This window comes from Amycolatopsis japonica, from assembly GCF_000732925.1.
GTDB classification, from domain to species: Bacteria; Actinomycetota; Actinomycetes; order Mycobacteriales; family Pseudonocardiaceae; genus Amycolatopsis; species Amycolatopsis japonica.
In genome coordinates, this window is the sequence record NZ_CP008953.1 from 6,002,101 (window position 1) to 6,028,852 (window position 26,752).

28 protein-coding genes are annotated in these 26,752 nt (G+C 68.9%); 16 read left to right on the top strand and 12 right to left on the bottom strand.

Going from position 1 to position 26,752, the window contains the following annotated elements:
* The first annotated feature begins 39 nt into the window (after nucleotides 1-39).
* The gene (locus tag AJAP_RS27820; RefSeq protein ID WP_038516780.1) at nucleotides 40-660 is read left to right on the top strand and encodes a TetR/AcrR family transcriptional regulator; all 621 of its coding nucleotides are present in this window, start codon (nucleotides 40-42) and stop codon (nucleotides 658-660) included.
* Nucleotides 661-690: 30 nt separating this feature from the next.
* Here the strand turns inward: AJAP_RS27820 and AJAP_RS27825 are convergent, their stop codons facing one another.
* The gene (locus AJAP_RS27825; RefSeq protein ID WP_051972612.1) at nucleotides 691-1,296 is read right to left on the bottom strand and encodes a GOLPH3/VPS74 family protein; all 606 of its coding nucleotides are present in this window, start codon (nucleotides 1,294-1,296) and stop codon (nucleotides 691-693) included.
* A 2-nt stretch (nucleotides 1,297-1,298) separates the two neighbouring features.
* Nucleotides 1,299-2,753 carry an ArnT family glycosyltransferase gene (locus AJAP_RS27830; protein ID WP_038516783.1) on the bottom strand — a complete coding sequence of 485 codons (1,455 nt, stop codon included), beginning with the start codon at nucleotides 2,751-2,753 and terminating at the stop codon, nucleotides 1,299-1,301.
* A gap of 113 nt (nucleotides 2,754-2,866) precedes the next feature.
* Here AJAP_RS27830 and AJAP_RS27835 point away from each other — a divergent pair, with 113 nt between their 5' ends.
* Together AJAP_RS27835 and AJAP_RS27840 are read left to right on the top strand one after the other, a co-directional pair.
* A complete protein-coding gene (locus tag AJAP_RS27835; RefSeq protein WP_038523968.1) occupies nucleotides 2,867-4,075 on the top strand; it encodes a sensor histidine kinase in 1,209 nt (402 codons plus the stop codon).
* The gene (locus tag AJAP_RS27840) at nucleotides 4,072-4,722 is read left to right on the top strand and encodes a response regulator transcription factor (protein WP_038516785.1); all 651 of its coding nucleotides are present in this window, start codon (nucleotides 4,072-4,074) and stop codon (nucleotides 4,720-4,722) included. Before AJAP_RS27835 ends, AJAP_RS27840 begins: the two co-directional genes overlap by 4 nt.
* On the opposite strand, the gene AJAP_RS27845 is transcribed toward AJAP_RS27840, so the two are convergent.
* The 5 genes from AJAP_RS27845 to AJAP_RS27865 all read right to left on the bottom strand — a co-directional run bounded on the left by AJAP_RS27845 (nucleotide 4,712) and on the right by AJAP_RS27865 (nucleotide 8,743).
* Nucleotides 4,712-5,074, bottom strand: a complete 363-nt coding sequence (locus tag AJAP_RS27845; RefSeq protein WP_037343032.1) for a winged helix-turn-helix transcriptional regulator — start codon at nucleotides 5,072-5,074, stop codon at nucleotides 4,712-4,714. The two genes, AJAP_RS27840 and AJAP_RS27845, sit on opposite strands and share 11 nt — an antisense overlap.
* Nucleotides 5,075-5,109: 35 nt before the next feature.
* On the bottom strand, nucleotides 5,110-5,691 hold the full coding sequence (locus AJAP_RS27850) for a TetR/AcrR family transcriptional regulator (RefSeq protein WP_016332589.1): 582 nt from the start codon (nucleotides 5,689-5,691) through the stop codon (nucleotides 5,110-5,112).
* Between the two features lie 51 nt (nucleotides 5,692-5,742).
* A complete protein-coding gene (locus AJAP_RS27855) occupies nucleotides 5,743-6,180 on the bottom strand; it encodes an SRPBCC family protein (protein WP_038516788.1) in 438 nt (145 codons plus the stop codon).
* A gap of 10 nt (nucleotides 6,181-6,190) precedes the next feature.
* A complete protein-coding gene (locus AJAP_RS27860) occupies nucleotides 6,191-6,847 on the bottom strand; it encodes a hypothetical protein (RefSeq protein WP_038516792.1) in 657 nt (218 codons plus the stop codon).
* A gap of 105 nt (nucleotides 6,848-6,952) precedes the next feature.
* A complete protein-coding gene (locus AJAP_RS27865; RefSeq protein ID WP_038516795.1) occupies nucleotides 6,953-8,743 on the bottom strand; it encodes a CocE/NonD family hydrolase in 1,791 nt (596 codons plus the stop codon).
* Between the two features lie 73 nt (nucleotides 8,744-8,816).
* Between AJAP_RS27865 and AJAP_RS27870 the strand changes: the two genes are divergently transcribed.
* From AJAP_RS27870 to AJAP_RS27910, 10 genes are all read left to right on the top strand, one after another.
* On the top strand, nucleotides 8,817-9,185 hold the full coding sequence (locus AJAP_RS27870) for a hypothetical protein (protein WP_038516798.1): 369 nt from the start codon (nucleotides 8,817-8,819) through the stop codon (nucleotides 9,183-9,185).
* Complete coding sequence (locus tag AJAP_RS44405; protein ID WP_167551718.1) at nucleotides 9,182-9,349, top strand: hypothetical protein; 168 nt, start codon at nucleotides 9,182-9,184, stop codon at nucleotides 9,347-9,349. The genes AJAP_RS27870 and AJAP_RS44405 overlap by 4 nt, the downstream gene beginning before the upstream one ends.
* A 12-nt stretch (nucleotides 9,350-9,361) precedes the next feature.
* Nucleotides 9,362-10,051 (top strand): response regulator transcription factor, encoded by a 690-nt coding sequence (locus AJAP_RS27875; RefSeq protein ID WP_038516800.1) that lies wholly within the window; start codon nucleotides 9,362-9,364, stop codon nucleotides 10,049-10,051.
* A complete protein-coding gene (locus AJAP_RS27880) occupies nucleotides 10,048-11,403 on the top strand; it encodes a HAMP domain-containing sensor histidine kinase (protein ID WP_038516802.1) in 1,356 nt (451 codons plus the stop codon). Before AJAP_RS27875 ends, AJAP_RS27880 begins: the two co-directional genes overlap by 4 nt.
* 4 nt (nucleotides 11,404-11,407) lie before the next feature.
* Entirely contained in the window at nucleotides 11,408-12,316 is a 909-nt protein-coding gene (locus AJAP_RS27885; RefSeq protein WP_038516805.1) for a LysR family transcriptional regulator, read from the top strand.
* A 111-nt stretch (nucleotides 12,317-12,427) separates the two neighbouring features.
* Nucleotides 12,428-13,585, top strand: coding sequence for a CaiB/BaiF CoA transferase family protein (locus tag AJAP_RS27890; RefSeq protein ID WP_038516807.1), 1,158 nt, complete (start codon nucleotides 12,428-12,430; stop codon nucleotides 13,583-13,585).
* Between the two features lie 9 nt (nucleotides 13,586-13,594).
* Nucleotides 13,595-14,362, top strand: a complete 768-nt coding sequence (locus AJAP_RS27895; RefSeq protein ID WP_038516809.1) for a crotonase/enoyl-CoA hydratase family protein — start codon at nucleotides 13,595-13,597, stop codon at nucleotides 14,360-14,362.
* Nucleotide 14,363: 1 nt separating this feature from the next.
* A complete protein-coding gene (locus AJAP_RS27900) occupies nucleotides 14,364-15,110 on the top strand; it encodes an acetoacetate decarboxylase (RefSeq protein WP_038516811.1) in 747 nt (248 codons plus the stop codon).
* Nucleotides 15,107-16,036: a 3-hydroxyacyl-CoA dehydrogenase NAD-binding domain-containing protein gene (locus AJAP_RS27905; protein ID WP_038516812.1), complete on the top strand. Its 930-nt coding sequence runs from the start codon at nucleotides 15,107-15,109 to the stop codon at nucleotides 16,034-16,036. The genes AJAP_RS27900 and AJAP_RS27905 overlap by 4 nt, the downstream gene beginning before the upstream one ends.
* 1 nt (nucleotide 16,037) lies before the next feature.
* Entirely contained in the window at nucleotides 16,038-17,207 is a 1,170-nt protein-coding gene (locus AJAP_RS27910) for an acyl-CoA dehydrogenase family protein (RefSeq protein WP_038516814.1), read from the top strand.
* A 74-nt stretch (nucleotides 17,208-17,281) separates the two neighbouring features.
* Here the strand turns inward: AJAP_RS27910 and AJAP_RS27915 are convergent, their stop codons facing one another.
* The gene (locus AJAP_RS27915) at nucleotides 17,282-18,658 is read right to left on the bottom strand and encodes a neutral zinc metallopeptidase (protein WP_038516815.1); all 1,377 of its coding nucleotides are present in this window, start codon (nucleotides 18,656-18,658) and stop codon (nucleotides 17,282-17,284) included.
* A gap of 195 nt (nucleotides 18,659-18,853) precedes the next feature.
* Between AJAP_RS27915 and AJAP_RS27920 the strand changes: the two genes are divergently transcribed.
* Nucleotides 18,854-20,107 (top strand): HNH endonuclease signature motif containing protein, encoded by a 1,254-nt coding sequence (locus AJAP_RS27920; protein WP_038516817.1) that lies wholly within the window; start codon nucleotides 18,854-18,856, stop codon nucleotides 20,105-20,107.
* Between the two features lie 74 nt (nucleotides 20,108-20,181).
* Here AJAP_RS27920 and AJAP_RS27925 read toward each other — a convergent pair whose 3' ends face one another.
* Nucleotides 20,182-20,838 carry a response regulator gene (locus AJAP_RS27925; RefSeq protein WP_038516819.1) on the bottom strand — a complete coding sequence of 219 codons (657 nt, stop codon included), beginning with the start codon at nucleotides 20,836-20,838 and terminating at the stop codon, nucleotides 20,182-20,184.
* Complete coding sequence (locus AJAP_RS27930) at nucleotides 20,835-21,980, bottom strand: sensor histidine kinase (protein WP_228694599.1); 1,146 nt, start codon at nucleotides 21,978-21,980, stop codon at nucleotides 20,835-20,837. The genes AJAP_RS27925 and AJAP_RS27930 overlap by 4 nt, the downstream gene beginning before the upstream one ends.
* Before the next feature lie 141 nt (nucleotides 21,981-22,121).
* Between AJAP_RS27930 and AJAP_RS27935 the strand changes: the two genes are divergently transcribed.
* Nucleotides 22,122-23,900, top strand: a complete 1,779-nt coding sequence (locus tag AJAP_RS27935) for a PDR/VanB family oxidoreductase (protein WP_084098361.1) — start codon at nucleotides 22,122-22,124, stop codon at nucleotides 23,898-23,900.
* A gap of 3 nt (nucleotides 23,901-23,903) precedes the next feature.
* Here the strand turns inward: AJAP_RS27935 and AJAP_RS27940 are convergent, their stop codons facing one another.
* Nucleotides 23,904-25,103: an LCP family protein gene (locus AJAP_RS27940; RefSeq protein WP_038523976.1), complete on the bottom strand. Its 1,200-nt coding sequence runs from the start codon at nucleotides 25,101-25,103 to the stop codon at nucleotides 23,904-23,906.
* Between the two features lie 175 nt (nucleotides 25,104-25,278).
* A complete protein-coding gene (locus AJAP_RS27945; protein ID WP_038516821.1) occupies nucleotides 25,279-26,022 on the bottom strand; it encodes an SDR family NAD(P)-dependent oxidoreductase in 744 nt (247 codons plus the stop codon).
* Between the two features lie 100 nt (nucleotides 26,023-26,122).
* On the opposite strand from AJAP_RS27945, the gene AJAP_RS27950 reads away from it, so the two are divergent.
* Nucleotides 26,123-26,749 carry a TetR/AcrR family transcriptional regulator gene (locus tag AJAP_RS27950; protein WP_038516823.1) on the top strand — a complete coding sequence of 209 codons (627 nt, stop codon included), beginning with the start codon at nucleotides 26,123-26,125 and terminating at the stop codon, nucleotides 26,747-26,749.
* The last annotated feature ends 3 nt before the right edge of the window (nucleotides 26,750-26,752 follow it).

Sequence of the window (26,752 nt, forward strand, 5' to 3'; positions counted from 1 at the left end):
AGTAGTGGCAATGCGATCGCATTGCAAACGGCGGAACGGATGGTGAAGGTGCCGAAACAGGTGGATCACGCCGCGCGCCGCGCGGAGATCGCCGAGGCGCTGACGCGGCTGACGGCCACGCGAGGCCTCGAAGGAGTCAGCCTCCGGCACGTCGCCGCCGAAGCGGGCATGTCGATGGGTTTGGTGCAGCACTACTTCAAGACCAAGGACGAGATGCTGCTGTTCGCCGTCGAACGCCGCTCGCAGGTCTACGAAGAGCGCATCAAGGCCCAGCTGGAGGCCGGCGAACTGCCGTCGACACCCCAGGCCATCATCCGCGCGATCATGGTCGAGATCCTGCCGCTCGACGAGCGCCGCCGCGGCGACTGGCTGATGGGGGTCGCGTTCTTCATCCGCGCGATCTCCGATCCCTCCTTCACGGCCGCGTTCACCGACGGCGTCCCGCAGCTGTTCGAACTGCTCGCCCTCCTGATCCGCCAGGGCCAGGACGCGGGCACTGTCGACAAGTCGGCCGATCCGATGCACGAGTCCGCGATCCTGTGGGCCCTCGCCGATTCACAGGGCACCAACATCGTGATGAAGCACCGCACGCCGGACGAGGCGCTGTCCACAGTGGACTACTACCTCGACCGGCTGTTCGGTTCAGCCCCCGCCGGATGAGGACGCTGCCGACGCCCGCACCGCCCGTAGCTACCGGAACAGCTTCCGCAACGCGGGGACCGCGTCCCCGCCACGCTCGCCCAGTTCTTCGATCCGGTCCCGGTACCGACGCCTGTCCCGGCCCGAAACGACACCGCGGAGCTCCACCGCGGCCACCAGCGCGGTGAGCGCGGCGTCCACGGTGTCCACATCGGACGCCGGCGCCGGACCGCGCAACGCCTGATCGACCGAGGCCCGCAACCTTTCCACGACGGCCGGATCCCGCACGACCGGACGGCGCGACGGGAACAACCCCAGGATCCGGGCGGTCTTCAAGTCGATCACGCCCGCCGTGTCCAGCTGGGACTCCAGTGCCTCCAAGGTGCCACGCGCGTCCTTGCGCACCCACCCTTTCCACTTGCGCGGGCTCTCCCGGCCGATCTCGGCCAGGAGCTCGTCGAGGACGAGGTCCCCGGTCGGCCCGTCGCCCGACACCGCGACCCGGCCGTCCGCGTCGGTGACGCGGCCGCGCAGCACGAGATCGGTGAGCGCGGCGCCGCGGATCAGCAGGCCCGCGCGAGCCCGGTCGCGCAGCTTGGCCTCGCCGACGTCGCACGCGAGCAGATAGGTCTTGGCTGGCAGCGAAAGTTCGGTCATCGTCAGTGCCTTTCCAGCTTGGGCCAGATCTCGTCCCAGGAACCCCGTCTACCGTCGTACCGCCACAGCAGTCCTTCCGCCACCGGGGTCACCGTGGCGAAGTAAGGCTTGAGCAGCCTCGGATCGAATCCCAGGAACAGCACGCCGTCCGCCGAATCCGGGGGCCGGTTGAAATACCAATAGCCGCGATGTCCACTGTAGACGTGGTCTATGCCGTACCGCCTGCCGTAGAACTCCGTGGCGGCGGCGAACGGATAGATCTCGGCGTAGACCGCTGTGCGTGCGCGCTGATCCGGCGGCAGGGCCGCGTACGCCTCGCCGACCGCCTTGACCAGTTCCTGTTGCGGCAGTTCACCACCGGCGAAGGAACTGCCGAGCGCGATCGGCCCGAAGCTCGTCCTGGCCATGGTCGCCGGATAGATCGGCAGGCCGGCGAGGGTGATCACCGCCGAAAGCACCATCACCGGCCACGCCACCGGCCGCCATCGGGGGACGTGCTTCGCGAAGCCCGTCGCCGCGGCCGCGAACGGCAGCGCGAAGACGCCCATCAGATAGTAGGAACGTCCGTGCAGCACCAGGAACGCCACGATCAGCGCGGCTATCGCCACCCCCAGGAAGCGATAGCCGCGAAGTTCGCGGGAGAAGTTCAGCCGGACTAGCCCGTAGACGAACGCGAGCACACCCGCCCCGACCCCCGCCGTCAAGAAGCCGTCGCGCAGAAAAGGCCACGTGCCGGGGAATTCCGCCGAGACGACCTCGTTCATGATCAGGTACGGCCAGCCGTTCCGCGCCTGCCAGAGCAACGTCGGGATCGTCGCGACGACGGCGATTCCCGCACCGAGCCACAGTTTCGGCCGCCGCACGAGTTCCCTCGGCCCGAGCACCAGCGCGGAGAGCAGGGTGAGCACCCAGAAAGCCGGGATGAGGAACTTCGTCTGCAGGGAGACGGCGGTGACGACGCCCGCCCAGAGCAGCAGCCCGTCCCGGCGGACGCGTACCCAGCGGACGACCAGCCAGACGATCACCGTCCAGAGGAACGGATCGAAGACGTAGGTGCCGATCCAGTGGCTGACGATGATCACACCGGACGTCGCGTAGAGCCCGGCCGCGAGCACCTGGGCGCCGCGTCCGCCGCCCAGCTCCCTGGCGATCAGCGCGGTGACGACCACTCCGGCGGCGGCCGCCAGGGTCATCGGCAGCCGCAGCATCACCAGCGAACCGGGGAACAGGGTGTCCATCGCCCCGGCCAGGGCGGGGATCAGCGGCGGCTGGTCGAAGTAGCCCCACGCGAGGTGTTCCTTGCCGGCCATCAGGAAGTACAGCTCGTCGAAACCGTGCGCGTAGCGGCCGCTCGTGGCCAGCAGCGCGCCCCCGGCCAAGGTGGCGACGACGAGCACCGGGAGGCGGGCGAAGGTCTGCTCCCGTCCTGTCCGGACGGTCTGGGTCGCGATGCTCATGGTCTCCAGTCCAGCCGAGACGCTCCTGGCCGGATACCGGGTAAGGAAGGTCATGGGATAGACGAAAGTTGCGGATCATCCCGTCGCGGTCGCCGGGTGGTTACCGTGATCCGGTGGAGAGAAGCAGGTCGTTCCGGCCGGGCCCGGTCGACACCGGGTGGCTCACGCTGGCGGCGCTCGCGTTCGCAGGCCTGGACGTCACGCTGTACGTGTTCGGCGAACCGACGTCCGGCTGGGCGGGACCCGCCGCGGGCGTCACCCTGCAGGTGCTGCTCGATCTCTCGCTGATCCTGCTGTTCCGGTTCCCCCGGCTGATCGCGGGCCTGATCATGGCGGGCGGGCTGCTGATGCTCGCCTCGGACCTGCTCTCCCCCGGCCTGCTGGTGCCGGAACGGCAGCTGACGCTGATGACCGTCCCGACGATCACCCCCGTGGTACTGAGCCAGCTGGCCCGCCTGATCGACCGGCGGACCCTGCTGTGGCTGACCGCGATCCTCGCGATCTGCGCGTCCCGGCCGTGGGACGCGCACTGGAACACCACCCCGTTCGGGCTGCTGAGCACGGCGCTGCCCACCACGCTTTCGCTGTATTTCGAGGCCCGGCGCCAGTTGCTGCGCTCGCTGCGGGACCGGGCCGAACGGGCCGAACGCGAACAGCACCTGCTCGCCGAACGCGCCCGTGCCGAGGAGCGGCGGAAACTGGCCGAGGAGATGCACGACGTCGTCACGCACCGGTTGAGCCTGATGGTGCTGCATGCCGGCGCGCTCGGTGTCGTCTCGGCGGACGAGGCGGTGCGGACCTCCGCCGAGGACATCCGTCGCGAAGGCGCGCTGGCGCTGGACGAACTGCGTGATCTCGTCGGAGTGCTGCGCAACGGCGCGAACTCCGAGCCGCCCACACTGACCGAGGGCCAGGCGGGCGATCCGGCGACGCTGGTCGCCGAATCGGCGTCGGTGGGCATCCCGACCGAACTGATCGTGCGTGGCGACCCCGGCCGGATCTCCCCGACCGTCGCCCGGACGGCGTACCGGGTCGTGCAGGAAGCGCTGACGAACGTCCGCAAACACGCGCCGGGCTCGTCCGCGACCGTCGAACTCCGCCACCACGCGGACGGTGTGGACGTCGCGGTGGAGAACACGCGTGCGGGCGCCCCACCTGATCCGGCGCTGGCGGGCAGCGGTTCGGGCGCCGGGCTGGCCGGATTGCGGCAACGGGTCGAGCTGATCGGCGGCCGGTTCGCGGCGGGGCCTCGACCGGGCGGCGGATTCCGCGTCGATGCGATACTGCCCGCCTACGTCCCGACGGCGGAAGGGGATCGGTGATCCGGGTGGTCGTCGTCGACGACGAGCCGATGGTCTGCGCGCATCTGCGGACGATCCTCGGCTCCGCGGACGACATCGAGGTGGTCGCGCAGGCGCAGGACGGCGCCGAGGCGGTGGAGGCCGTGATCCGGCACAAGCCGCGCGTGGTGCTGATGGATCTGCGGATGCCCGGTGTCGACGGGCTGACCGCCATCGAGCGGATCGCGAAACTCCCGGAGCCGCCCGCGGTCGTCGCGCTGACGACGTTCGACGCGGATACCTACGTCATCCGCGCGCTGCGGGCGGGCGCGGCCGGGTTCCTGGTGAAATCCACCCCGCCGGAGGAGCTGATCGGGCTGGTCCGGGTCGCGGCCGACGGGCATACGGTGCTCTCCCCCGAAGCGGCACGCCGTCTGGTGGCGATGTCGGCCGACGGGCGGCGCCGCGGGGACGACGCGCGCCGGAAGACCGAAGGGCTCACCGAACGCGAAATCGACGTCCTCGCCTGTCTCGGCGAAGGACTGTCCAATGCGGACATCGCGGCGCGGCTGCACCTGGCGGAGGCGACGGTGAAGAGCTATGTGTCGCGGATGCTGGTCAAGCTGGGCTGTGCGAACCGGACCCAGGCGGGGCTGCTCGCGCACGAGGCCGGTCTGGTCAAGCGGTGAGCTGACCGTCGTAGCTCTTGCGGGCGTCGAGCACCTCGCCCATGTGGACCCGGGCCCACTTGTCGAGCATCTCGAGCGGTTCGGCGAGGTTGCGGCCGAGGGCGGTGAGCTCGTACTCCACGTGCGGAGGGATCTCCGGATACGCGGTGCGCGTCAGGATCCCGTCGCGGACGAGGCTGCGCAGGGTCTGGGTGAGGACCTTCTGCGAGATGCCGCGTACGCGTTTGCCGATTTCGGTGAACCGGAGCGGGCCGTCGCCGAGCACGCCGACGATCAGCACGGTCCACTGGTCGCCGATGCGGTCGAGCAGCGCGCGGGTCGGGCAGTCGGGGTCGTACGGGTTTCCGAGCACGTGACCTCCTCACTCTCCTGGGGAGAGTAACACGCTCAACGAGAGGGTGCGGGCTGCATCAACGCCTCGAACAGCAGGATCAGATGGCGGCGGCCGCGCTCCCAGCGCGCCTCCAGTTCGGTCTGGTCGCGGGTCGCCCAGCTGGCGATGAGGATGCCGCGGACGACGTCCATCGCCGTGTACACCGCGTGCAGGAACTCCGGATGCGCCGAATGGTCCGGCAGCAGGGCCTTGCCGAACTCGACCAGGCTGCTCGTCGCGATCGGCTCGACCACCGCCATCTGGGCGCGCAGTTCCGCGTCGGTCCGCGACGCCACCCACAGCTCGACGGTCGCCGAGAAGACCGGGCCCTGGTGCATCTCCCACAGCAGCTGCAACGCGTCCCCGACCGGGTCGGCCGAGGCCTTGAGCCGGTCGATCTCCGCCATCGCGACCTCGGTGCGTTTGGCCGCGAGATGCCGGATCGCCGAGGTGACGAGGTCGGTCTTGGTCGGGAAGTGGTGCACCTGCGCGCCGCGGGTCACCCCGGCGCGGTCCGCGACGCGGGTGGTCGTCGTGCCCGCGTAGCCGTACTCGACGAGACAGTCGATCGTGGCGTCGAGCAGCCTGACGCGCATCGCGGCGCTGCGTTCCTCCTGCGTGCGTCGTGGGGCTGCCATGCGCCTACTTTATGGTGCGCCGCGCGAGGCGCGCGCCACGAGGCTCTCGACCATGCGCCCGATGAAGTGGCCGAGGAACCGGCGATGGAACCAGCCGGTGCCCGGGATCTTGGCGGTGAACGTGGAATGCCAGTGGATCGCGGTGCCGTCCCGCTCGGGGGTGAGGTCGACGTAGGCGCGGTAGTCCCGCACCGGGAGCCCCTTCTTCAGCGAGTAGCCGAAGCGTTTGCCGGGTTCGAGCGCGATGACCTCTTCGCAGCTGTTGACGCCGTTGGTGCTGAAGACGCCGAGGGCGCCGAGACCGTTGGCGTCGCCCTTGTCGAGCAGGCGGAACGAGCCCATGGGCGACCAATCGGGCCAATGCTCGCGGTCCACGAGGAGCGCGTAGACGGTATCGGGGCTCGCGCTCGTGTGGCCGTGGACGGAAATGCGCTGGATCTTCGCCATGCGTTCTCCTTCACCGGGGTTCGTGCCAGGGAAAGCCATCCGGGGCGGCGGCCGCTCTGGCGAGCAGTTCCGCGTCGTCGTGACCGTGGACGTCGTGGAGGAAGGGGAAGTCCTCCGGTCCGACGGTGAGTTTGGCGACCGGCCGGACCGGTACCGGGCTGGCGGCCTGGGTCGGCCGGATGTCCCCGTCCGCCGGTTCCAGGTCGAAGGTCGCGGACGGCAACAGGTACACGGTCCCTGTCCGCCACGGCCGCCGCGCCAAGGCGGGTGCGCTGATCGAGAAGTGATAGCGGGCCTCGCCACCGGCCCGCACGCACGCGTTGCACATCGACACCTGGGCGCTGTCGCGATCGAGGATCGCGTAGAACATCGGCCAGATCCCGTCGGCCGCCGCGAACACCGCGTGCCTGCTGCCGAACTCCGTGATGTCCGGCGGACGGCGCGGGACGAATTCGGGGATCCCCGGGTCACCCGAGCCGTGCAGGACGAAATCAGCGCGATCGGCGACGTGACACAGGAACTGCCATTTCGGCGCGTCGACGTGGTAATCGACGGGCCGGTCGGGGCCGGCCGCGAGCGCTTCGTCCAGCAGCGCGTCGAACCGCTCGCGCAGCGCGGCCGACGCCGGGACGGCGGGCCGGCGCAGCCAGAAGTCGGGCAGGCTCATGGTTCCGACCTTAGCCAGACGACGCCCCTCCCCTCGCGCATTCAGAGGACTGAACGCGGGCGCGATCTCCCCTTCCGCGCCCGGCCGCCCACCGCATTCAGAGGACTAAACGCGGGCGATGGGCACCGAGAGCGAAGTCCCGCCCAGTTCGATGGTCACCCGGGAGCCGAGCGCGGGCAGCGCCGGGTCGAACATGTCCCCATCGGTCCCGCCCAGGACGAGCGCCAGCCGGTGCCCCACCGCGACGACGTGGTCGAGGCTGCTCAGCCGGAACGTCATCGTGTACGCCTTACCCGGCACGAGCGGCTCACCCCGCCACAGCGACCGGTGATGGCCGAGGTCCGCCCAGCCGGTCGCGACGATCTGTTTGTCCACAGTGGTCAGATCGGCGACGGTGTCGAGGAAGCAGCCGGTGTCCGCGGCGGTGCCGGCGCCCCAGCAGGAGCGGGTCGTCAGGTCCTTCGTGCCGAGCGCCGGCCACGTCGTGTTCCGCACGGTCGCGGGCCCGTAATCGACCAGCACCGCGCCGAGCCGCGCGCTCGGCTTGTCCGAACGGGCGGTCACCGTCACCGTGGCGGTCCCGGCCACACGCGTGTCCACCGGCACCGGCTCACCGGCGAAGACGACCCGATCCGGGCTGGGCTGAGACGGGTTCTCCACCCACCGCGACGCCCCGCGCGCCGGATCGTCGGTCACCGAAGCCGTCCCCGGCGACGGGCGATTCCCCAGCCCGCCCGACACGGACGGCCACACCACGCGCGTCCCCGTGACAGGCGGCCAGTGGCGTTCGTCGGTCCAACGGTCCGGCGTGTGCTCGACGCGGATCGCGGGTTCGGTCTCGACGCCGTTACGGACACCGAGCAGCCAGCGGTCGAACCAGCGGTGCAGCGTCCGCACGAACAGCGACCGGTCGAGGTCGAACGGGTCGACGTGCGCCGCCTGGTGCAGCCACGCCTTGCGCGGCACACCGTGGGCGTTCAGCGCCTCCCACCAGGGTCCGAACTGGATCGGGTTGACGTTGAGATCGTGGAAGCCCATGGACGCGAAAACGCTCGCGCGCACCTTGCCGGTCTTCGCGACGTAGTCGAGCCCGCGCCAGTACTCGTTGAAGTTCCCGTCCGTCCCCGCACGCCGCGCGTTGTCCTCTTCGAACGGACGGCACAGCTTCTCGGCACGCTCGTTGTAGAACCCGGCGCCGCCCGCCCAGCCGAAGTAGGCGCCGTGGGAGTTGTGGACCTCGTAGTACGAACTGACCCCCGCGATCGGCACGATCGTCTTCAACCCCTCGATCCCGGACGCCGCCATCCCGATCGCCGTCGCGCCGTCCTGCGATTTCCCGATCGCGCCGACCGACCCGTTCGCCCAGCCCGCGCGGACCCGCTCGGGCCCGAACGGCGTGCGGAACGCCTGAGCGCGCCCGTTGAGCCAGTTCACGACGCCGTTGCCGGACGCGACGTCGTCGAAGCACCCGGACGAGCGATTGGTGCCGCCGACGTCGACCAGCACGACCGCGTATCCGCGCGGGACGAAGTAGTTGTCGTAGAAGAGCGGGAACTGCGACGGCGTGCCGTCGGGGAGGTACGTCTTCGGCTGGCGCTCGTTGCCGCGCCCGACCTTTTCGAAGTACGGGCTGACGTCCATGATCACCGGGACGCGCTGCCCTCGCGCGGCCGGTTCCGCCGGGCGGATGATGTCGGCGGCGACGCGGTCGACCTGCCCGTCGCGGTCGAGGTCCTGTCCGGTCTCCACCCAGGCGGTCTCCCGGATGGCCTTCTCGTAGGAGAACACCGGCTCGCTGACGCCGTCACGCAGGACGAACGCGGGTGAAGCGACCGCGGGTGCGGCGGTGAGCAGTAGTGTCGCCACGACGGTGGCGGTCAAGGTCTTGAGCCCCATCGTCCGAGTATCGCTTACAAAACCCGAACATTTCCCCCACATTCCTCGTATCCGGCCGCGCCACGCTCTTCGCATGCTGAAACACACCATCGCCGTCTGCCTCACCGCCGCCGGCCTCGTCGCGCTCGCCCCCGCCGCCTCGGCCCAGGCACCGATCACCCTGAGCCCCGAAGAGTCCCAGACGCTGTGCGCCGAATGGCTGCCCAAGCTCACCCAGCGCACCGCGAAGCTCACCGAACGCATCAACGGCGGCCCCGAGGTCCGCGGTTCGGTCGCGAACCTCAAGGCCAGGGCCGAGGGCCAGCGCAAGAAGGGCCACAACGACACCGCCGACAGGCTCCAGAAGCGCGCCGACAAGCGCAGCGGACGGCTTCCCGAACTCACCGCGGCGAAGCAGAAGCTCGACGCGTTCGCCGGGGCGCACTGCAAGGCGGGCAAGTGAAACGCCTGCTGGCCGCGGGCTTGACCGCGCTCGCGTTGTTCGGCACGGCCGCGTGTGGCGACGAGGACGCGCCAGCGTCGAGCCCGGCGCCGGGCGAGCTGAGCGACGTCCAGCACACCCTCGACTCGATCGAGCAGGACATGGCCGGCGACCCGGCCCCGTGACAGGATCGGCCGGTGACGACACAACCGGGACGCGGGCTGGTGCTGGTCGTCGAGGACGACCCCGCGATCGCCGAACTCGCCTCGCTGTACCTGCGGCGGGACGGGTTCGGCGTGCACGTGGAGGCGGACGGTGGCGCGGCACTGGCCACGATCCGGCGGATGCGCCCGGTCGCCATCGTGCTCGACATCGGACTGTCCGGAATGGACGGTATCGAGATCTGCCGGACGCTGCGCGCGGACGGCGACTGGACGCCCGTGCTGTTCGTGACCGCGCGCGACGACGAGCTGGACCGCTTGCTGGGCTTGGAGATCGGCGCGGACGACTACCTGACGAAACCGTTCAGCCCGCGTGAACTCTCGGCGCGGGTCCGGACGGTACTGCGGCGGGCCGCCGGGGCGCCGTCGCCCGCCGAGACCTACACCGCGGGCGACGTCCGGGTCGACGTCACGCAGCGTCGTGTCTGGGCGGGCGGCGCCGAGATCGCGCTGACGTCGACCGAGTTCGATCTGCTGACCCATCTGGCGCGACGGCCCGGCCAGGTGTTCAGCCGCGAGCAGCTGCTCAGTTCCGTCTGGGGGTACGCGGCGTCGGCGGGCACGCGGACCGTCGACGTCCACATCGCCCAGCTGCGCGGGAAACTGGGCGAGCACAGTCCGATCAGGACGGTCCGCGGGATCGGCTACGCGGCGGACGCCGGATGAACCGGACGTCGCTCGCGCTGCGGATCACCGTGGTGTGCCTCGCGATCGCCGCGGTCGCGGTGGTGGTCGCCGGGCTGGTCGCGGCCCGGCTCATCCGCACCACCGGCACCGACGTGCTCCGGCAGTCGCTCTCGGCACAGGCCGACGTGGTCGCGAGCCAGCTCGACGAGACCGGGATCGGCAACCGGCTCAGCGTCGGCAAGGTCGCCGAAGTCGTGCGCGGGCAAGGGATCGACGTCGTCGTCCGCCGTCCGAACGGGACACTCGGCGGCGCCGGGACGGAAGCGGCGATCGCCGCCACCAAGGCGGGCCTGACCCGCACCGGCTCGGCCACAGTGCTCGTCGAAGGACGGCAGTACCTGGTCGAAGTCCGCACCGTGGGCGCCAAGGGGGCCGCGTTCGCGCTCGTCCAAGCGACGGAGATCGGCGAGGCACGCGGCCGGACGCTGGTGCGCAACACCGTGCTCGCGCTCGGCGCCGGGCTGGCGGTCGCCGCGATCGCCGGGCTGGTGCTGAGCCGGATGCTGTCACGGCCGCTGCGCCGGGTCGCGTCGGTGGCGAGCGGGATGCGCGCCGGGCGTCGTGACCTGCGGGTTCCGGTGGAAGGCCCGTCCGAGGTCGCGGACGTGGCGAAATCGGTCAACGAACTGGCCGACGCGCTGCAGTACAGCGAGGCGCGGCAGCGCGAGTTCCTGCTTTCGGTGTCGCACGAACTGCGGACGCCGCTGACCGCCGTCACCGGATTCGCCGAGGCGATCGGCGACGGCGTGGCCGAAGGCGAGGACGCGCGCCGCGCCGGGCAGACCATCCATCGCGAGGCGGAACGACTGGAACGCCTGGTCAGCGATCTGCTGGAGCTGGCGCGGCTGGGCGCGGACGAGTTCCGCCTCGACCCGGCGCGGCTCGATCTCGCCACGCTGGTCGACGAATGCGCGGACGTCTGGCGGCTGCGGTGCGCGCGGCAGGACGTCACGCTGGTGGTCGAGCGGCCGCCCGGAGAGGTGCCGGTCGTCGCCGATCCGCGGCGGCTCCGCCAGGTCGTCGACGGACTGGCCGAGAACGCCCTGCGCGTGACCCCGGCGGGCGCGCCGATCGTGTTCTCGCTGGTCGCGGCCGACGGTCAAGCCCGGCTGGCGGTGCGGGACGGCGGGCCCGGCCTGGCGCCGGAGGACTATCCGGTCGCGTTCGAGCGCGGGGTGCTGAACCGGCGCTACCGCGACAGCCGCCCGGTCGGTTCGGGTATCGGGCTCGCGCTGGCCCACGGCCTGGTCACCCGGATGGGCGGCACGCTGACGGCGGGCCCGGCGCCGGAAGGCGGAGCCGCGTTCACGGTGGCTCTGCGGTTAGGGTGACCGGGTGGAGATGTTGCACCTGCGGTATTTCGTGGCCGTCGCCGAAGAACTGAACTTCTCCCAGGCGGCCCGCAAACTGCATATGGCCGCCTCCCCGCTGAGCCAGCGCATCAAGGATCTCGAACACGAACTGGGCCACCGGCTGTTCGACCGCAGCACGCACCACGTCACGCTCACCGCGGCGGGTTCCGCGCTGCTGCCCATCGCGCGGGACGTCCTCGAACAGGTCAACGCGATCCCCTGGCGGCTGCGGGAAGCGGTGAAGCCCCGGCGGAGCACCGTGTTCGTCGGCATCCCCGCCGGTGTGCACCCGGCTTTGCGCGAGCGGGTCAAACGCCTCGAAGAACGCTGTCACGACCGCTTCGAGCTCAAGCGCTGGCCGGGCACGACGCCCGATCTGGTCGCCGCGGTGCACGAGGGCAAGCTGGCGTTGTCGCTGGTCCGGATGCCGGTGACCGATCCCGCGCTGGAGATCGTCCCGGTTCAGGTGGAGCGGCTCGGCGCGGTCGTCCCGGCCGCCCGGTTCGCCGGACGGGAAACGGTGGACCTCGCCGAACTGCGTGATCTGTCCTACATCCCGTCGGCGTCGGAGAGCATTCCGGCCTATTCGGACGATATGGACCACACCCTGTCGAAAGCGGGTATCAAGAAACGGCTCAAGGTCGGCGGAACCGAATATTCGGGCATTTCCGAATTAGTGGCGAACGGTTCGTCGTTCTCGATCACGATGCTCGATCCGGCCAGCCCGATGCATCTGTTCCTGGTCGACGGCGCGACCATCCTGCCGTTCGCCGATTTCCGCCCCCAGCTGGAGACCGCCCTGGTCTGGCGCCGCGACCGCGGCGAGGAGGGCGACCTCGCCGAACTCGTGTCCGGAGTCCGCGAGATCTTCGCCGAACCGCTTTCGACCTGAAGAATGGTATGACCACCGCGGTCATACCATTCCGCTTTTCTTGATCATTCCCTTCGCCGCAATTCGCGCCTAACTTCGGTTGTAGAGCGAACAACGGCGAAGGGAAGCAAAATGACTCACACCGCCACCGGACCACTGGACGGCGTTCGCGTGATCGACCTCTCGACGGTCGTCATGGGCCCGTACGCCGCGCAGATCCTCGGCGACCTGGGCGCCGACGTGATCAAGATCGAGTCCCCCGCCGACACCGTGCGGGTGGGCAGGTTCCGGACGACGCCGGGGATGACCGCGCTCAACCTGAACGTGAACCGCAACAAGCGCAGCGTCGCCCTCAACCTCAAGGACGAGGAGGAACGCGAGCAGGCGCTCAAGCTGATCGACACCGCCGACGTGCTGATCACCAACATGCGCCCCGGCGCGCTGAGCAGGCTCGGCATGAACTACGCCGACCTCGCCGCGCGTAACCCCGGCCTGGTCTACGCCCACGCGCAGGGCTTCCGCGGCGACTCCGACCGCGCGGGTCACGCCGCCTACGACGAGACGGTGCAGGCGTCGTCCGGGCTGGTCGACGTCGCGAACCGCGCCCTGGGCAAGCCGGTCTACCTGCCGACGATCATCGGCGACAAGGTCTCCTCCCTGACCATCGCCTACACCGTGCTCGCCGCGCTGGTGCACCGCGACCGGACGGGCGAGGGCCAGCGGGTCGAGATCCCGATGACCGACACGCTGATCGCGTTCAACCTCGTCGAGCATCTCGCCGGGCACGTCTTCGAGCCCGCGGAGGGCCCGACCGGCTTCGGCCCGTCGATGAACCCCGGCCACCAGGCGGTGCACACCAAGGACGGCATGGCCTGCGTGATCCCGTACAACCCGCAGAACTTCCGCGACTTCTTCCACGCCGCCGGGCGGCCGGAACTGGCCGAGGACCCGCGGGTCAACGGCGACACGATCGACGGCGCCGACCACGAGGCGCTGGCCGCGATGATCGCCGAATGCGCCCCGGCGCTGACCACCGCGGAATGGACCGAGGTCTGCGCGAAGCACAGCATCCCGATGGCGCCCGTCCTCGAACTCGACCACGCGCAGGACGACGAGTACGTCCGCGACGGCCACCTGCTCGACGTCGTCGAGCACCCGAGCGAGGGCTCGATCCGCACCATCGGCATCCCGGTGAAGTTCTCCGCGACCCCCGGTTCCGTCCGGCGTCTGGCTCCCCTGCCGGGTCAGGACACCGAAGACGTCCTGCGTGAACTCACCACCACTCGCTGAGGAAGAACCATGAGCACCAACGAAGTACGCACGGAACGGGTCGGCGGCACACTGCTGATCACGATCGACCGGCCCCAGGCGCGCAACGCGGTGAACGCCGCCGTCGCGGCAGGCCTTGCCGAAGCACTGGACCTGCTGGAATCCGATCCCACGTTGCGGGCCGGGGTCCTCACCGGCGCGGACGGCTCGTTCAGCGCCGGCATGGACCTCAAGGCTGCGCTGAAGGGCGAATCGCCCGAGATCCCCGGCCGCGGGTTCGGCGGGCTGACCGAGGCCGAACTCTCGAAGCCCCTGATCGCGGCCGTCGAAGGCTGGGCGATGGGCGGCGGGTTCGAACTGGCGCTGGGCTGCGACCTGATCGTCGCCGCCGAGGACGCGAAGTTCGGGCTCCCCGAGGTGAAACGCGGGTTGATCGCCGCCGGCGGCGGGGTGATCCGGCTGCCGAAGCGGATTCCGCATCACCTGGCGATGGAGTTCCTGCTCACCGGCGAGCCGATCGGCGCCGAACGCGCCGGAAGCCTGGGCTTGGTGAACCGGGTCGTCCCGAACGGCGAGGCCGCCGCGGTCGCCCTGCAACTGGCCGAGCGGATCGCCGCCAACGCTCCCCTGGCGCTGGCACTGGTCAAGAAGATCGTCCGCGCGGCGGACGGCGTCCCCGACGCGCAAGCGTTTGCCTCCCAGCGTTCGGAGCTTCCGGCGCTGATGAGGTCAGCCGACGTCCGCGAAGGCATGCAGGCCTTCGCCGAGCGCCGCGCTCCACAGTGGACTGGAGAGTGAGATGAAGCAGCAAGACGTTCTCCGGCATGTGACCACGCCGCTCAGCAACCCCGCGTACGCCCCGGTGGTGCCCCGGTTCACGAACCGCGAGTACCTGAACATCGTCTACCGCACCGACGCCGACGCCCTGCGCGCCGTCGTGCCGGAGCCGCTGGAGATCGACGAGCCGCTGGTGCGGTTCGAGGTGATGAAGATGGGCGACGTCAGCGGTTACGGGCCCTACACCGAGTCCGGCCAAGCGATCCCGGTGAGCTTCGAGGGCGAACGCGGCGAGTACCTGCACGCGATGTACCTCGACAACTTCCCGGCCACCGCGTCTGGCCGCGAGATCAGCGCGTACCCGAAGACCATCGGCTCGCCGAGGCTGTTCGCCGAGAACGGCGCGCTCGTCGGGACTCTGGACTACGGCAGCCAGCGCGTCGCCACCGCGACCATGGGCTACAAGCACCACCGGCTGGACGTGGCCGAGGCGGAAGCGCAGATCACCGTGCCGACGTTCATGCTGAAGACCATCCCGGACTACGACGGTTCGCCCCGGGTGTTCGAGCTGGTCCGCACCGAGATCACCGACGTGGTGGTCAAGGAGGCCTGGACCGGGCCGGCGCGGCTGCAGCTGTTCCAGCACGTCCTGGCCCCGCTCGCCGATCTCCCGGTGCTGGAGGTCGTCTCCGCGAGCCACATCCTCACCGACCTGACGCTCGCCCCGGTCAAGCCGGTCTTCGACTACTTGAAGGGAGCACGGTCATGACCTTTCGCACCGCCGCGGTGATCGGCGCCGGCACGATCGGCCTGTCGTGGACGGCGTTGTTCGCCGCGCACGACATGGAGGTCCAGGTCTCGGATCCGCGGCCGGATCTCGCCGACGCCGTCGCGGACGCGCTGGAGACGTTCGCCCCGCATCTCGGCCGGACCGCCGCGGAGCTCACCCCCCGCGTCCACCTCGCCGCCGACGTCGCGGAGGCCGTCCGGAACGCGGACGTCGTGCAGGAGAACGGACCCGAGAACGTCGAGTTCAAAAAGGACCTGTTCGCGACGCTGGTCCGCGAAGCACCGTCTCACGCGCTGTTGCTCAGCTCGTCGTCCGCGATCCCTTCGACGGCGTTCGCGGCGGAGCTGGACGACGCGTCGCGAGTCCTCATCGGACACCCGTTCAACCCGCCGCATCTGATCCCGCTGGTCGAGGTCGTACCCGGTGAGCGCACGAGTGCCGAGTCGGTCGAGCGGGCCGTGGAGTTCTACCGGTCCGTCGGCCGCACCCCGGTGGTGGAACGCAAGGAGATCCCCGGCTTCGTCGGCAACCGGCTGCAGAACGCGCTGAGCCGCGAGGCGATCTACCTGGTGGAACAGGGTGTCGTGTCACCGTCCGAACTGGACACGGTGATGACGAACTCGCTCGGTATCCGCTGGTCGACGGTCGGGCCGTTCCTCGGCTCGCATCTGGGCGGCGGCCCCGGCGGCTACCGGCACATGGCCGAGCACATCGGCAAGTCGATGAAGAAGATGTGGGCGGGCCTCGGGCAGCCCTCGCAAGACCCCGAACAACAGGAACGGCTCATCGAAGCCGTGGAATCCGCTTACGGCTCCTCCACGTACTCGGAACTCGCCGAGACGCGCGACCGCAAGCAGCTCGCCGTGCTGTCCGCTTTGGACGGTGCCGCCAGGGAGGAGAACTGAAATGACCGCCGACTTCTACGCCTACGAGGACCTGCTGCCCGAGGAGGAGCGCAAGCTGCTGCTCAAGACGCGCGACTTCATGCGCACCGAGGTCAAGCCGCTGGTGAACGAGTACTGGGCCAAGGGCGAGTTCCCGCACGAACTCGTCGGCAAGTTCCGCGAACTCGGCCTCGCCGGGCTGCCCTACGAGGGCTACGGCGAACACCTCCCGGCCACCAGCCACCTGCTCAGCGGCATGATGGCGATGGAGATGACCCGCACGGACCCGTCCGTGGCAACGTTCTTCGGTGTCCACAACGGACTCGCGATGTACAGCATCTACTCGGGCGGCGACCAGGAACAGCGTGATCGCTGGCTCCCGTCGATGGCGGCGATGGACAAGATCGGCGCCTTCGCGATGACCGAACCGCTCGGCGGTTCCGACGTCGCGGGCGGCATGCGCACCACGGCAAGGCGTGAGGGCGACGCCTGGATCCTCAACGGCGCCAAGAAATGGATCGGCAACGCGACCTTCGCCGACCTGGTCATCGTGTGGGCCCGCGACGAGGAGGACAACAACGTCAAGGGTTTCGTGGTCGAGAAGGACTCACCCGGATTCGTACCGGTCAAGATCGAGAACAAATTCGCCTTCCGGATCGTGGAGAACGCGGAGATCACGCTGACCGACGTCCGGGTGCCGGAGGCGAACCGGCTGCAGGGCATCGACTCCTTCCGCGACGTCGCCGAAATCCTGCGCGCGACGCGGGGCGGCGTGGCCTGGCAGGCGCTCGGCGTGATGATCGGCGCCTACGAACTCGCGCTGGACTACGCCAAGGAGCGCAAGCAGTTCGGCCGTCCGATCGCGCGGTTCCAGCTGGTGCAGGACCTGTTGGTGAAGAGCCTCGGCAACATCACCGCGTCGTGGGGCATGCTGGTGCAATTGGCAAGGTTGCAGGACGCCGGGATCTTCAAGGACGAGCACTCGTCGCTGGCGAAGGCGTTCGTGACCTCGCGGATGCGGGAGGTCGTCGCCTGGGGCCGTGAGATCTTCGGCGGCAACGGGATCGTGCTGGACAACGACATCATGCGGTTCTTCACCGACGCCGAGGCGATCTACTCGTTCGAAGGCACGCGGGAGATGAACACGCTGATCGTCGGGAAGGCGATCACCGGCCAGAGCGCCTTCGTCTGATCTGAAGGCCAAGTCCGTGAAGGCCTCCTTCCCTACCCTCAAGGTAGGCAAGGAGGCCTTCACGGACTTGGCGGCTAGCGGTACTTCGTGCCGCAGGTGTCCTGGGTGCCGGACGAGAAACCGTCGCGGAAGGCGGCGACTCTCGCGAAACCCGCCGGAAGCGTCCGGCCCCGGACGTCTGCCGCGATCAGGCTGTTCCGCGTCAGCATCTCGGCGATCGCCTCATCGAGGTCACCCGGCGACAACGTGAGCGCGCCGCCGTCCGTGAGGGTCGAAGCCCAGAAGCCGGTGAGACACGCGGTGCGCTGCGCGGCCACCGGGCCGTCGAGCCGGAACCCGCCTTCCTGCTGGACAGCGAGCGTGTAGCGCGACGCGACCTCGGCGAACGCGGCGAAGTCACCGATTCCGCCCTGCCGCCCCCTGCGCGGCGGAGTCCCGATGCGGACGAGGCCGTCGAGGTCGAGGTTGATCTGGTTGGACTCCGAGCAGTACGACGCGAGCGCGTCCTCCGCCGTCACGCCGCAGGCCGCTCCGGTGGTGAGCGTCGGCGGGGTGGCCGCGAGCCGGAAGGCCTGCCGCAGACTGGTGGTGAGATCGGCCAGTGCCTGCCGGTCGTCGAGGCGGACGTTCGCCGCGGCCGAACCGAATCCGCCTTGTGTGCTCCGGCCTTCGATTTCCCGCACGTCGATCTTCGCGCACCGCGCGGGCCCGTCGGTGAACCCGAACTGGAACGCGGAAACCCGGTCGAACGCGTTGCCGTGCGCGCCATCGTCGTCGAAGGCGACACCCGCGGAGTCCCGGATCTGGAACAGGGCGGTGAGCACCTCGTTGAGCCCGCGGCCGGTGGAGACCTGGAACATGGGCGACCTGCCCTCGGCGACCCAGCGGAGATAGGCACCGGTGTAGCAATCGGCCTGCTGTTCCTTGACGATCGACGGCGCCGCGCCCGGCAGACCGAGCCGGAACTGGACGGCGTGGCCGATCTCGTGGGCGAGCACGGTCATCACCGCCGCCGGGCCGAGGGAATCGTTGAGCATCGGCAACAACTCCCCGCGATCCCAAGCGACGACGTCTTCCCCCGCGCAATAGAAGGCGTTCACCAGCCCGGCGGTCGAGGCGCCACAGACCTCGCGGCCGCGGCCACCCGAGTCGTAGGAGACGAGCGTGGTCAGCGGCCGGAACTCGCGCCGGAAGGTCGCGGGCAGATGCTCACGCCAATACCGCTGGACATCGGCGACGGCGTTGGCCGCGAGCCGGTCGATCTCGCCGCCGTCACCCCCGACGACCGGGAGACCGGCGTCGAGCACGCCGGGTTTGAACCCGCTGGGGCCGTCGGTGATCTCGAGCCCCGCGACGCGGGTGGGGTCCACCGGTTGTGCCGCTCCCCCTACCGTCGCGGCACAACCGGTGAGGCAGAGGGAAAGACTCAGCAGAACCGTCCAGCGCTTCATCACACCATCCCCGTCTCCGTGACTTCCCCGGCTCCAGGGACACGGACGGCGGCGCGATGCGGTTCAAAAAAATCTTGACTTGCTTCCGGGTAGTCGCCGTTCCGCGACCGAATCACCCTTCAGTGTTATTCGCGCGTTTTCGATTGTTGCTTAAAATTACGAACACGTGTTCGATTTCTTAGGTATTATGAAGGGGTGTCCGAGACCTTCCTCCCCGAGTTGCCGCAAGAGCTGTGGCGCGCCGGCAAGCTGGAGCTTGCCCATGGCGTGCAGCAGTCTTTGCAGCTGATTCGGATCGCGACCGCCTGTCTAGGCCGGTTCCTGGCGGAGATCGAGTCTCGGGGCGCCAAAGACTTGTACGGGCATGGCAGTACGGCGAGCTGGCTCGCCGAGATCGCCGGGTTGTCACGCGGTGAGGCCAGCGCGATCGTGAAGCGCGCCATCGCGCTGAACCCCACCCGAGCCTTGGATGGCACGGAGGTTCCGCCGGTCGCGCCCGCTACCGCTGCGGTCGCCGCTCAGGGATTGGTCGGGGATGAGCGGATCGATCAGATCCTGGAGATCCTGAAAAACCTCCCGACCGAGATTTCGGCCGAGGATCGGGCCGGTGCGGAGCAGATCCTCGCCAACCTCGCCCCGAGTGCCGGTCCGCGGCAGCTCGCCAAGGCCGAGGCGAACCTGCAAGACTTACTGAATCCGGACGGCAACGAACCCAAAGACCCCGAACCCAAAGAACCACGCCGCGAGATCACCCTGGAACGCCGCAAAGACGGCTTCTGGAAACTCACCGGCCTCCTCGATGACGAGACCGGGGCTCGCACGGCGGCCGCACTGGAAGCACACGCCCAGCCACGACCGGTCGACGAGTTCGGCCAGGCGGATCTGCGGATGAAGTGCGAACGCATGGGAGACGCTTGGGCCGAGCTGCTCGATCTGGCCATCGCCTGCCCGGACCAACCGGGCACCAGCGGCTACCGCACGCTCGTCCATGTCACCATCGGACTCGACGAACTGAAATCCGGCCTCGGGACCGCGTGTCTCGACTTCGTGGGGACGATGACGGCACGGGAAGCCCGGCTCGCGGCCTGCGATTGCCTGATGGTGCCGGTCGTGATGGGTGCCTCGGGCGAGCCGCTGGACATGGGGCGGCTGAGACGGTTCGTCACCCCCGGCCAAAGACGCGCCCTGAACATCCGCGACGGGGGCTGTGCGTTCCCCGGCTGTCATCGGAAACCCAAGAATTGCCACGCTCATCATATTGAGCACTGGGCAGACGGCGGACCCACCGACCTCCGGAACCTCGTATTGCTCTGCGGCTTCCATCATCGGCTGATCCACCACGGCGACTGGGAAGTCCGCATGGCGGCCGACGGGTTACCGGAGTTCATCCCACCCCAATACCGGGACCCACTCCGAAAACCCCGACGCAACACGCTGCACCACGTCTGAACCCCGAGGAGCCCGCCAGCCACCAGGCGACGGGCCCCTCGTCATGCCCACAGCTCGGACAAGACCGGCGAACATCAATCAAGCAGAGCAGCGCGATGGGCGAGCAGGGCGGCCTGCACACGATTGACGCACCCGAGTTTGGCGAGGATACGACTGACGTGGGTTTTCACCGTGGCTTCGCTGAGATAGAGCTCGGCGGCGATACCGGTGTTGGACAGACCGCGAGCGACCGCGACGAGCACTTCACGTTCTTTGGCGGTCAATACCTCGAGCCGCCGTTCGGCGTCGGCTCGCGGCCCGGTGACCGGATCGCCCGCGGTGAACCGGGTAAGGAGACGGCGGGTGACCTTGGGAGAGAGCATCGCGTCTCCACGGGCGGCGGACCGTACCGCGGCGAGCATGTCGTTCGCCGTGGCGTCCTTGAGCAGGAAACCGACCGCTCCGGCATGCAGCGCGGTGTCGACGTATTCGTCGAGATCGAAGGTCGTCAAGACCACGACTTTCGGCGGGTCCGTCAACCCCTGTAGCCGGCGAGCGGCGTCGAGACCGTCGACACGGGGCATCCGGATGTCCAGCAGGACCACATCGGGCCGGGTGGACCTGGCCAGACTCGTCGCCTCTGCACCGTCAGCGGCCTCACCTGCGACGATGACGTCGTCGGCGGACTCCATGATCGTGCGCAGCATCGAACGCACCATCCACTCGTCGTCGACGATGAGAACACGGATCACCGTTCGGACTCCCCGGTGACGGGGACCACGGCTTCGACGAGAAAACCCCCGCCCGCGGTGGGCCCCGCGGTCAGTTCGCCCCCGAGGAGCCGGATTCGCTCGGCGATACCGAGCAAACCGTGTCCGCCGCCGGGCAAACCACCCTGTCGTTCGATCTCGGTGCCGGCCTCATTGAGCACGACGAGCCGAATCAGGTCGGTTTCACGACGTACGCGGACTTGGGTTACGGCATCGCCGGCGTACTTCCGGACGTTGGTGAGCGCTTCTTGGACCACCCGGTACACCGCCTGTTGGACCAGCGCGGGTGCGGGCACGCCGGAGTTCACGTCAAGGACGACAGGAACACCTAGCGCCCGGGTCTGGTCCACCAGATCGGCGAGATCCGCCAAACCTGGTTGCGGCGTAAGCGGAACCGCACTATCGGCTCGCAAGACGGACACCAGGGAGCGCAGTTCGTCCAGTGCCGCGCGTCCGATCGTCCCTATCCGTGCGGCGACCGTGGTGACGTCGCGGCCGCGTGTCGCTTCCAGCGCGGTCGCGTGCAGCACTATGAGCGAAACGCGGTGGGTGACGACGTCGTGCATGTCGCGGGCGATCTGGGCACGTTCGTCACTGCGTGCCTGCTGAACCCTCAGGTCCCGGTCCTGTTCGGCCTGTTCGACCCGTTCACGCATCTCGGCGATCAGCTCGCGCCGGGTGCCGACATAGAGGCCCAGCAGGGCGGGAGCCACGCAGACGGCGACGCATTGCGGAAGACTCGCGTCGAACCCGCCGAGCCGCCAGATCGGTACGCCGACCACGACCAGCGTGACGAACGTGCCGACGGCGGTGAGCCGCCACGAGCGGGTGCGTTCGGCCACGGTGTACTGCGCCAACACGACCGCGAAGATCCCCGACAGCGCCACCCAGCCCGTCAGCGCGATGACCGCGAACCACCACTGATGGCGCCGCCGGAACCAGGCCGCGCCCCCCACCAGTATCGCGGCCGGGAGCCAGAACCACAGCGGAGGCTGCCAGCGGAAGTAGCCGTAGATGAGACCCGAAACCGCGAACGGGGTGGTCGTCAGCGCGCAGCAGACCGCCAGCACACCGTCGGCCACCCGCGTCGGCACGGGGAACGGAAGCGCGACCTCGATGGGCATACCGATCAACGTAATCCGATCACCTCCGAAGGGCATCAGTGGAAAGTTGTAGTCGCGGGTGACGGGTATCCCTCTCTCGGCGTGCGTTTCGCGTCGTCGTGCCGATGCGACTGGTGCGGCCCGAATACGACACTTCAGCACATGACGAAATCCCTTTTCCATGATTGGCGCAAAATGTCCCCTCGGGCACGCCCGCGAGGATGGCAACTCGGCTTCGCGGCGTTCTCCGTCGTCGCGATCTTGGTCCTGTTTCCCGGGGAGAACACTCTTCTGCCGACGATCCGCACGATGGGGGTGATCGGTTACGCCGTAGCGGCCGCCCTGTCCCTCGGGTGCGCCGTCGGCTTGCCGAAGCCTGGCGCTAGAAGGCTTGCCATCGGCTTCCACCTCGCATTCGTGCCGCTGCAGTTCCTCTTCGCCTTCCCGAACCCGGTGCCGAACTTCGGAATCGCGCTTTCGGTGGCGATCGTGGTCGGTCTGCAGCCTCGGTTCCCCCGGCTTTCACTACGGGTCAGGAAGATCTGGCTCATCCTGCACATCGGCTTCAGCGTCGGCTGGCTGGGCCTTTCGCTGGGAATGCTCACACTCGCGCTTGTCGGACTCCTCGCCGACACCCACGCCGTGCGGCACGGCGCCTACGAGATCTTCCACGTCTTCGACCTTGTGATCGTGATCCCCAGTGTGGTGTTGACGATCGTGACCGGTCTCGTCCTTTCGCTGGGGACGCCGTGGGGGCTGGTCAAGCACCGGTGGGTGCTGACTAAATTCCTGATCTCCCTGAGCATCCCGGCCGCGGCCGCCGTGGAAAGCAGATGGGTCAGCGAACTGGTCGCACGCACGGAAGACCCGGCCGCCACGGCGGGGTCATTGGGTGTCGCACTCGTCGTCACCGTCGGGTGTTTCGCGATCTCGCTGTGGACCGCCACCATCCTGTCCGTCTCGAAACCGTGGGGTAGAACCCGTTGGGGCCGGGACGACTCCGATCCTTCCCTCCCTGTCATCGTCACCCATCGGCGACGAGTCGCCGAAGACACCGTCGAGCTGACTTTGGCCTCTGTCGGTGCGCATCGCCTGCCCCCGTGGACACCTGGTGCGCACGTCGATCTGATCATGCCGTCGGGCTTGATCCGCCAATATTCGCTGTGCGGGGACCCCGCCGACACGCACGAATACCGGCTCGCCGTGCTGCGCGAGGATTCGGGCCGTGGCGGTTCAGTCGAAGCACACGCTCTGACGCGAGGGGCCGAGGTAAGGATCCGACGGCCCCGCAACAACTTCCCGATCGCCGAGGCTCCGGCGTACCTGTTCGTCGCCGGCGGCATCGGGATCACGCCCTTCCTGCCGATGCTCCCCCGTCTCACCGTGGCCGGTGTTCCCTGGCGGCTGGTGTACCGCGGGCGGTCACTCGCCCGAATGGCTTATGCAGGTCCACTCGCCGCGACCTATCCGGATCAGGTCTCTTTGTACCCCGCCGACACGTGCCCTCGGCCGGATTTGACAGCGTTGATGCGAACGCTGCCCGACCGCTCCGCGGTGTACTGCTGCGGTCCCACGAGATTGATCGAAGCGGTGACCGAGGCGATGCCGATCGGCTGTCCACAGGGGACACTGCATGTCGAAAGGTTCGCCTCCACGGCTCGGGCCGGGGAAAACCACGCGTTCGAGGCGGAGCTGCGACGCAGCGGGCGGACCGTGTCGGTACCCGCGGACGGCACCCTGTTGGCCGCCATTCACGAAGTCGACCCCGCCGTGCCCGCGTCCTGCGTCGACGGGGTCTGCGGCAGCTGCCTCACTCCGGTGCTCGCCGGCGTTCCCGACCACCGGGACGATGTACTACAACCCCATGAACGAGACCGCACCGACGTTATTTATCCGTGTGTCTCACGGGCCCGGGGCGGCAAGATCGTGCTCGATGTCTAAGCCTCAGTTCACGCAGCCGGCCATCGCGGGCGGCGTGGAGGCACCGGACGACGAAGGCGGAGCCGCGATCGAAGAAGTGGCCGCGACCGGCTTGATCCCGATCCCGCCGGTCGAATCCCCCACCGCGGCGACACTCGTCGCGTTCAGCGCGGACTTCACGAACGCCTTCACCTCGGCCGGATCGACCTTCACCGCGTCACCATCGGACGGCGTCGGCAGCGAAAGGCTCTGCACGGGGATCGTCTGGAACTTCAGCGCCCCCGAGCTCATCCCCCGCAACTGCTGCGCGAAGCCGAGCACGTCCCAGCCGCGGTCGAGCACGACCGATCCCTGGATCGCGCCGATCAGGGAGCTCAGCCTGGTGGGATCGGTGAAGGTCCCGGCGTCGAGGACGGTCTTGGCCATGCTCGACAGGAACGCCTGCTGCCGCGCGATGCGGTCCAGGTCGCTGGGCAGGCCGTGCCGCTGCCGCACGAAGGCCAGCGCCTGCGGGCCCGAAAGCAACTGCTTGCCCGCCGGGAACGACGCACCGGAGAACTTGTCCTGCACGGGGTTGTTGAGGCAGACCTCGACACCGCCGACGGCTTCGCTCAGCGCGGAGAACCCGGCGAGGTTGACGGCGGCGTAGTGGTTGATGGACAGGCCGGTGAACTGCTCGATCGTCTGGATCGTGAGCTTGGCGCCCGCCTCGTTGGCCTTGACCTCGAGCTGCGGGCCGGACAGGCCCTGCGCGCGCAGCGTGTTCATCGCGGCGTTCTTGCCGCGGCTGTACGCCGAATTGATCTTGTGCTTGCCGAATCCGCCCGCGATGTCCACATAGGAATCACGCGGGATGGAGATGGCCGTGGCGCCCGCCCCGCCCGCCGGGATGTGGACCACGATCATGGTGTCGGTGGTGTCGCCGCCGTCGTCGCCGCTTCCGGCGTGCAACGCGTCGAGGACGTTCTGCGGCAACGGGTTCCCGTTGGTGTCGGTCCGGGAGTCGATTCCGACGAGCAGGATGTTCTGCGCCACCTTCAGCGGTTCGCCCGCCGGGCCGTCGGGTACCTGCGCGGAGGGGGCGATCACGTCGGCCGTGACGATCGCTTCGTCCAAACGGCTCAGCTGGGTCCACGCGAAACCCGTGACCCCCACGACCGCCGTCGACACCAGGCCCAGTGCGACACGGCCGCCGATCCGCCGTCCTCGCGACGTGAGCAGCACGACCTTCTCCCCGCTTCCGTGAATGATCCCCCGCATTCGAGGATCACCGCGTTAGCTGGGAATTACCTGAGAAACGTGTCATAAGCGGGTCTTAAAGCCCGTTCGGACCATTCGAAGTGATCAAGCAGACAGCCGATCGCGACACCGAGTGCCGGACCGACCGCGTAGCGCTTCCCTAGCGGGGCATGCGGCGCCAGATCGCCCGTGGCACCACGCGCATCACCGCGAACATGGGCCTCAGGAGTCCCGGTACCCACACCGTTCCCCGGCGCTTCCGGAGCGCGGCGACCGTCGCGTCGGCGACCTGATCGGGAGTGCTGGAGAACGGCGCCGGCGACATGCCCTCGGTCATCCGGCCGATCACGAAGCCCGGGCGGACGAGCAGCAGCCGCACACCGGTGCCGTGCAGGGCGTCGGCCAGTCCGCTCGCGAAACCGTCGAGGCCCGCCTTCGCCGATCCGTAGACGTAGTTCGCCCGCCGGACCCGCACCCCGGCGACCGAGGAGAAGACCACGAGGCTGCCGTTTCCTTGCTCACGAAGCACATTGGCCACATGCGTCAGCACACTCACATGAGCCACATAGTCGGTGTGCACGATCGCGACGGCGTGTCCGGCGTCCGCTTCGGCACGCGTCTGGTCGCCGAGGATCCCGAAGGCGGTGACGACGACGTCGAGCGGTCCGTGTTCCGCGACGACCTTCTCCAGGAACGGCCCGTGCGCGGCGAGGTCGTCGGCGTCGAACTCGACGGCGTCGACGGTCTCCGCCCCCGCGGCCAGCAGCCGTTCCGACTCCGCGCCGAGGTCCGCGCTCCGTCGCGCGGCCAGCACGATCCGGCGCGCCCCGCCCTTGGCGAGCCGTTCCGCGACCGCGAGGCCGATCTCGCTGCGTCCGCCCAGTACCAGCACCGTTCCGCTCACCCGCCGCAGTCTGCCAGGCGGCCCGGCGCCGACCGGCAGTGGCACGGTTCACAAACTGCAATTTTGCAGTATCTGCATCTTTGCGCGTATCGTGGTGCTCATGCCCGAACCCGTCAAAGGTCTCCGCGAGCGCAAGCGGCTGGAAACCCACCGCGCGCTGGCGACCACCGCCGTCCGGCTCGTCGCCGAACGCGGCCTGGACCAGGTGACGGTCGAGGACATCAGCGCGGCCGCGGGGGTTTCACCGCGCACGTTCTTCAACTACTTCGCGTCCAAAGAGGACGCTGTGGTCATCGCGCACGCCGACACCGCGGAGCGGACCCAGCGCACCATCGAGAAGTTCCTTGCCACGCCGAAGGAAGTCAGCACTCCGCGCGCTTTCGTCGACGCGCTGAAGGAAGACTTCGCCCAAGTAGACGAGAACCGCGAAGAGTGGCTCGGCCGCATGAAGGCCATTCAGGAGAACGCCACCCTGCATTCGCGCGCGGTGGCCATGAACCACGACACCATCGCGCCGATGATCGAGGCGATCGCCCGCCGCACGGGCGTGGATCCGAAGGCCGATCTGTACCCGGCGCTGGTGCTGTCCACGCTCGGCGGCGCGGTCAACGCCGTGCTGATGCTCTGGTATCAGCACGACGGCCGGATGTCCGCGCTCGACCTGCTGGACGACGCCGTCGAACTGCTTCTCGCCGGGCTCCCGGAGCCCGGCGGCCGCGCGCGCTGACGC